The organism is Streptomyces sp. NPDC054961 (assembly GCF_053609145.1).
In genome coordinates this window covers 1-4,177 of sequence record NZ_JBSGWY010000094.1, presented here as the reverse complement: position 1 = coordinate 4,177, position 4,177 = coordinate 1, and the positions used below count along the sequence as shown (strand labels likewise).

4 protein-coding genes are annotated in these 4,177 nt (G+C 68.6%); 3 read left to right on the top strand and 1 reads right to left on the bottom strand.

Features of this window, described 5'->3' with window-relative positions:
- Positions 1 to 376 (bottom strand): SIMPL domain-containing protein (locus ACWF9Z_RS36490; protein ID WP_453609901.1); only part of this gene is annotated, 376 nt, incomplete at its 3' end.
- Between the two features lie 862 nt (positions 377 to 1,238).
- On the opposite strand from ACWF9Z_RS36490, the gene ACWF9Z_RS36485 reads away from it, so the two are divergent.
- The 3 genes from ACWF9Z_RS36485 to ACWF9Z_RS36475 all read left to right on the top strand — a co-directional run bounded on the left by ACWF9Z_RS36485 (position 1,239) and on the right by ACWF9Z_RS36475 (position 3,824).
- Positions 1,239 to 1,814: a MarR family winged helix-turn-helix transcriptional regulator gene (locus ACWF9Z_RS36485; protein ID WP_453609899.1), complete on the top strand. Its 576-nt coding sequence runs from the start codon at positions 1,239 to 1,241 to the stop codon at positions 1,812 to 1,814.
- A 22-nt stretch (positions 1,815 to 1,836) separates the two neighbouring features.
- Positions 1,837 to 2,262 (top strand): hypothetical protein, encoded by a 426-nt coding sequence (locus ACWF9Z_RS36480; protein ID WP_453609897.1) that lies wholly within the window; start codon positions 1,837 to 1,839, stop codon positions 2,260 to 2,262.
- A gap of 773 nt (positions 2,263 to 3,035) precedes the next feature.
- Positions 3,036 to 3,824 (top strand): hypothetical protein, encoded by a 789-nt coding sequence (locus tag ACWF9Z_RS36475; protein ID WP_453609895.1) that lies wholly within the window; start codon positions 3,036 to 3,038, stop codon positions 3,822 to 3,824.
- The last annotated feature ends 353 nt before the right edge of the window (positions 3,825 to 4,177 follow it).

Below are 4,177 nucleotides of genomic sequence, written 5' to 3'. Positions count from 1 at the left end.
CCGGAATCTGTGGGTTTTCACCGCCGCCTTTCAACAAAAACCCAAACACCCCCCCCCCCGACACACTGATCGGCCGGGGGGCGCGCCCCCCCCCCCCCCCGCCCCCACTCGCTTGGCGGTGCCCGCGGTAGGAGTTCTGCAACTGATCGGAGTCCACGTCTTTGATGTGGATGACGGGGCCGAGCCGGACATCGGCGGCCTCTGCATACAGGGCCGCCTTCTCACGGGCGGCGGCTACGGCGGCCGTGCGCGCCTGTGCGCGAAGTTCCTTCTTGGTACCCACATCGAACTCGACGCCGTCGACCTGGTTCGCCCCGGCCTCGACAACGTCGACGAGCACCGTCTCCAGGATGTCCAGCTCACGCAGCTCGATCACGAACGAGGCCGTGCACTCATAGCAAGAGAGCACAGCCTCCGAGAGCCCGGACGGACCTTCCTGGATCACCGCGCTCGGAACAGCCCTAACTCCGATTGCGGTCGCGGGAATCACGTACTTCCTGGGCCGCCGGGCAGGCGGAGCCTCGGCCGAAGAGGCGGATGGCCTGACCACATCTGCCACTCCGGGGTCAGACGTGTGAGTAGTCGGCATGGGGAGAGGCCTCGGAACCAGGCGTGGCTCCGAGGGTCGTCGAATCTGCGACCCCACGAGGAGGAGGGGCGCCACGGGTTCAGTGAGCGTGGGCGTGTTCGATCCGGTCGGCCTGGTCGAGGCTGGTCGCCTCATCCGGGGCTACAAGCGGAGCGGCTGCGCGCCCAGGCCCACAAGGACGCGGACGAACTCCTGCGCCGAGCCCGCGAACGGGCCGGACAGCTTCGCAGGGCGTCCATCGGCGAAGGGGCGGGCCTGCACCTGCCGGGGGCCGCCGGCTCGAGCAGGCCGTGGTGGCGGCCGGGGGAAGGCCTGACGCTGCGCCCCGCGTTACGTCCGTTGGCCGCAGCGGTCGGGGTGGCCGCTCTGGCGACCGCCGCGATCCTGACGACTCCTTCACCGGCACGACCGGCGACTGCCGACCTCAGGCCACTGGCTGCGTAGGTGAGAACGAAGAGCGTCTGTAGGTCGGTTTGAAGAGCAGCTGCCGAGTCCGGTGGCAGGGAATGTTGATCAGAACCAGCAGCAGTGTGCAGCGCCAGGCGGGTGACATCGACTGCTTTCTACCCCGCGAGGGTGGGAGCTTCAAGTCTCGCGGGGGCAACGGCCTCTGGTGGTGTCGCCATCGGCAGAATAGAGTGGCTTCATTATGAAGCACGTACATAATTCTGGTCTGGCCCGTGACCCCGATGGCTCCCTCTACGACCCTGGCGTCCGGGACTCCATGCTGGCGTTCTCGGCAGGCGGCGACACCCGCGCGCTGGAGACGGCCGCAGCCGTCCGGTCGGCCTCGCAGGCGGTCGACCGGCTGAGGTCGCATGGTGCGGGGGGACGTGGGCTCAGCGCGGGGGCGCTCGACGTCCTCGCACGGCTGAGCGCAGCAGTGGACGAAGGACTGAGCATTGGCGAACTGGCCCGCGCGGCGGGGGTGAGTTCCCGCAACGTGACCGGCCTGGTCGACACACTCGAACGTGACGGTCTGGCCCAGCGGGTCCAGGACCAGAACGACCGCCGGTCGGTACGAGCCCGAATCACACCAGTCGGCCTCGACTGGCTCGACGCCTTCCGGCAGCCGACGCAACGCGCCATGTCCGCCGTCTTCCAGGGCTTCACCGAAGACGACCTCGCCCGGTTCCGCGACCTGTGCCTGCGCGTGGTCGAGAACCAGCAACGCATCGAGCAGTACCTGAACGCGGGCCGGCACGACCAGCCGCCGGCTCCCTGAACCAACGACGACGGAGCACCCCATGTCCACCGACACAGCCGACACAGCGTCCATAGCCACCCGACGAACGGTCCGGGCTTACCACGAGGCCCGCTTCCGGGGAGACGTCAGCGCGGCCGCCGCCCAGATCGGCAGAGATTTCCGCTTCCGCAGCCCATTCATCACCTCCGACAGCCCTACCGACCACCTTGACGGCCTGGACGGGCTCCTCGGCATAGTCACCGGAGTGGAGTTGATCAGCGAGCTGTACGGCGAGACCGAAGCCACCCTGGTCTACGACGTCCACACCGCCCCTGCCATCGGCATCACCCAGCACACGGCCGAGCACTTCCGCCTAAGCGACGGCCGGATCACCTCGATCAAGCTCATCTTCGACGCCGCCCCCTGGCAGGCCATCATGTCCGCGGCCGGCCCGGCCCGCGACGAGGCCGCCGCCCCCACGCCGTGACGGGCCACGCGCCGGCACGGCGCGAAGCATTGGCACGCCGCCAAAGCAAGTACCCAACTGCTCTCGAAACTGGGCGACATCGCTTCTCATCGGAATGGGGCGCTCTCCGCCCTGAGCGACACACGCTCTCGCATCTCATCAACAAAACCAGGCCACCGCCCAGCTCACCCCCCGAGCTGACCTCCAAGACCGCAGCCACCTCCAGCAGGCCGCGTTCTACCAGAAGCCCTAATCCATCATCATCAGCTTCCCGCCCAACTACACCCCGCAACCGATCTTCGGCTTCCCGAGCGCCAGCCCCTCCACCCCTACGCCGGAAACCTCGCCCACACCGAGCACTGAACCAACCCCGCCCCAGAGCCCCACGCCCAGCACCACGTCGACGCCCAGCACCTCACCAACCCCGAACAAACCCGACCGCTGCGCACCGCAGACGCACGCCCAATAGCCCGCAAGCCGGACGGCGCACCGTGCTCCGGATCGACGGACAGCGAGGGCTTGTGCGTTGACGCGACGTCGCGCGGGGACCACGACGGTTCGTACCGCACGCCCGTGATCAGTCACCGGGCCGGGTCCGGCGCGTACGGGGGCGGCGTGCTGTTCCTGGACTGACACAAGGACGGCCACGGTTTCCGGGGCCACGATTTTGACGGGACTCCCGCCGTCTGACCAGGGGATCCTGGTGTGACTGATTCCCAATCATGTTTGTCAAGGGCACCGGGAACGTGGGCTGTGCCCGGCACTCGCCCCAGCGCGGGTGAGATCCTGAACGGATGAACGAGACATCCGCTGCTCGGGCGACCGCCCGCTGGCCGCTGGCCGCGGCCGGGGAGACCGACTGGCTGCGGGAGCTGGCCGACGATGACGGGCTCACCGGCTTCATGCCGCCGGCACTGCCCGACGCCGCCTGGGTGCTGCACTCCATGTACGAACACGAACTCGGGCCGACCGACATGTCCTATGTCGCGTATCAACGAGCCGTGCTGAATGGCGGCGGGCCCGAGATCATCCCGGGCCTCGATCCCGCGGACGTGTTCGGGGGGACGCCGGGTGAGCCCCGCGGCCTCCGTTGGCGCCGGCTGCGCTGGGCGGAGCTCTCGCGGCGGACCGGTGATCCCGTGGCGCCCGAGGGGCGGCTGCCCTGCTACCGCTCCTTCCCTTCGCTCCGGGAGCCGAGCGGCTGGCCTGTCGGCATCGGCGGGCCGTCCGAGGGCAGCCTGGACCGGACCGACTGGAACCGCCTGGTCGACATCCTCACCGAGCACAGCCCGCAGGGTGCCGAGACCCGCTGCCTGGCCTACTACAACCCGCTGTTGCAGAGGGCCGAGGACTTCGACAACCTGCACGTCCGGGCCGGCACGCTCGCGGATGCCAAGGCGTTGTACGACCACCCGGAGGAGGACGGTTGGACCCCGTCCAACCTCTGGTCCCAGGACCGGTCCTGGGTCCTCTGCACGGACTACGACCTTTGGGCCACCAAAGTGGCGGGCCCTGCCCCGCTCGTCGAGGCCCTCCTGAACGACACGGAAATCGAGGCCCTCCGACTGCCCTGGGCCCTCTGATCCCGACCGCCCAACCTGGGACGCCCAGGTGCGGCCAAGAGGTCACATGAAGTGCACAGTCACAAGAGCGCTATGCCGAGGTGAGATCGGGTTGGGGCGGCTCGGTGGTGAAGGTGCGGTGGTCGCGGATGAGAGCCCATAGGACGTCGAGACGGCGGCGGGCCAAAGCCCGCAGTGACCGGAGGGACCATCGGCAGGTGTTCTTCCAGGACCCGGCCGACCACGAGACCTGGCACATCCTGCGCTGGCGAGGACAACTACTGAGGATTTCAGGGTGGGGTCGGTGGGTTGATAGCCAGGCCGGTGGCGGTGAGGCAGCCGTCGATGAGGTGGGGTCGGAGCTGGATTCTGCG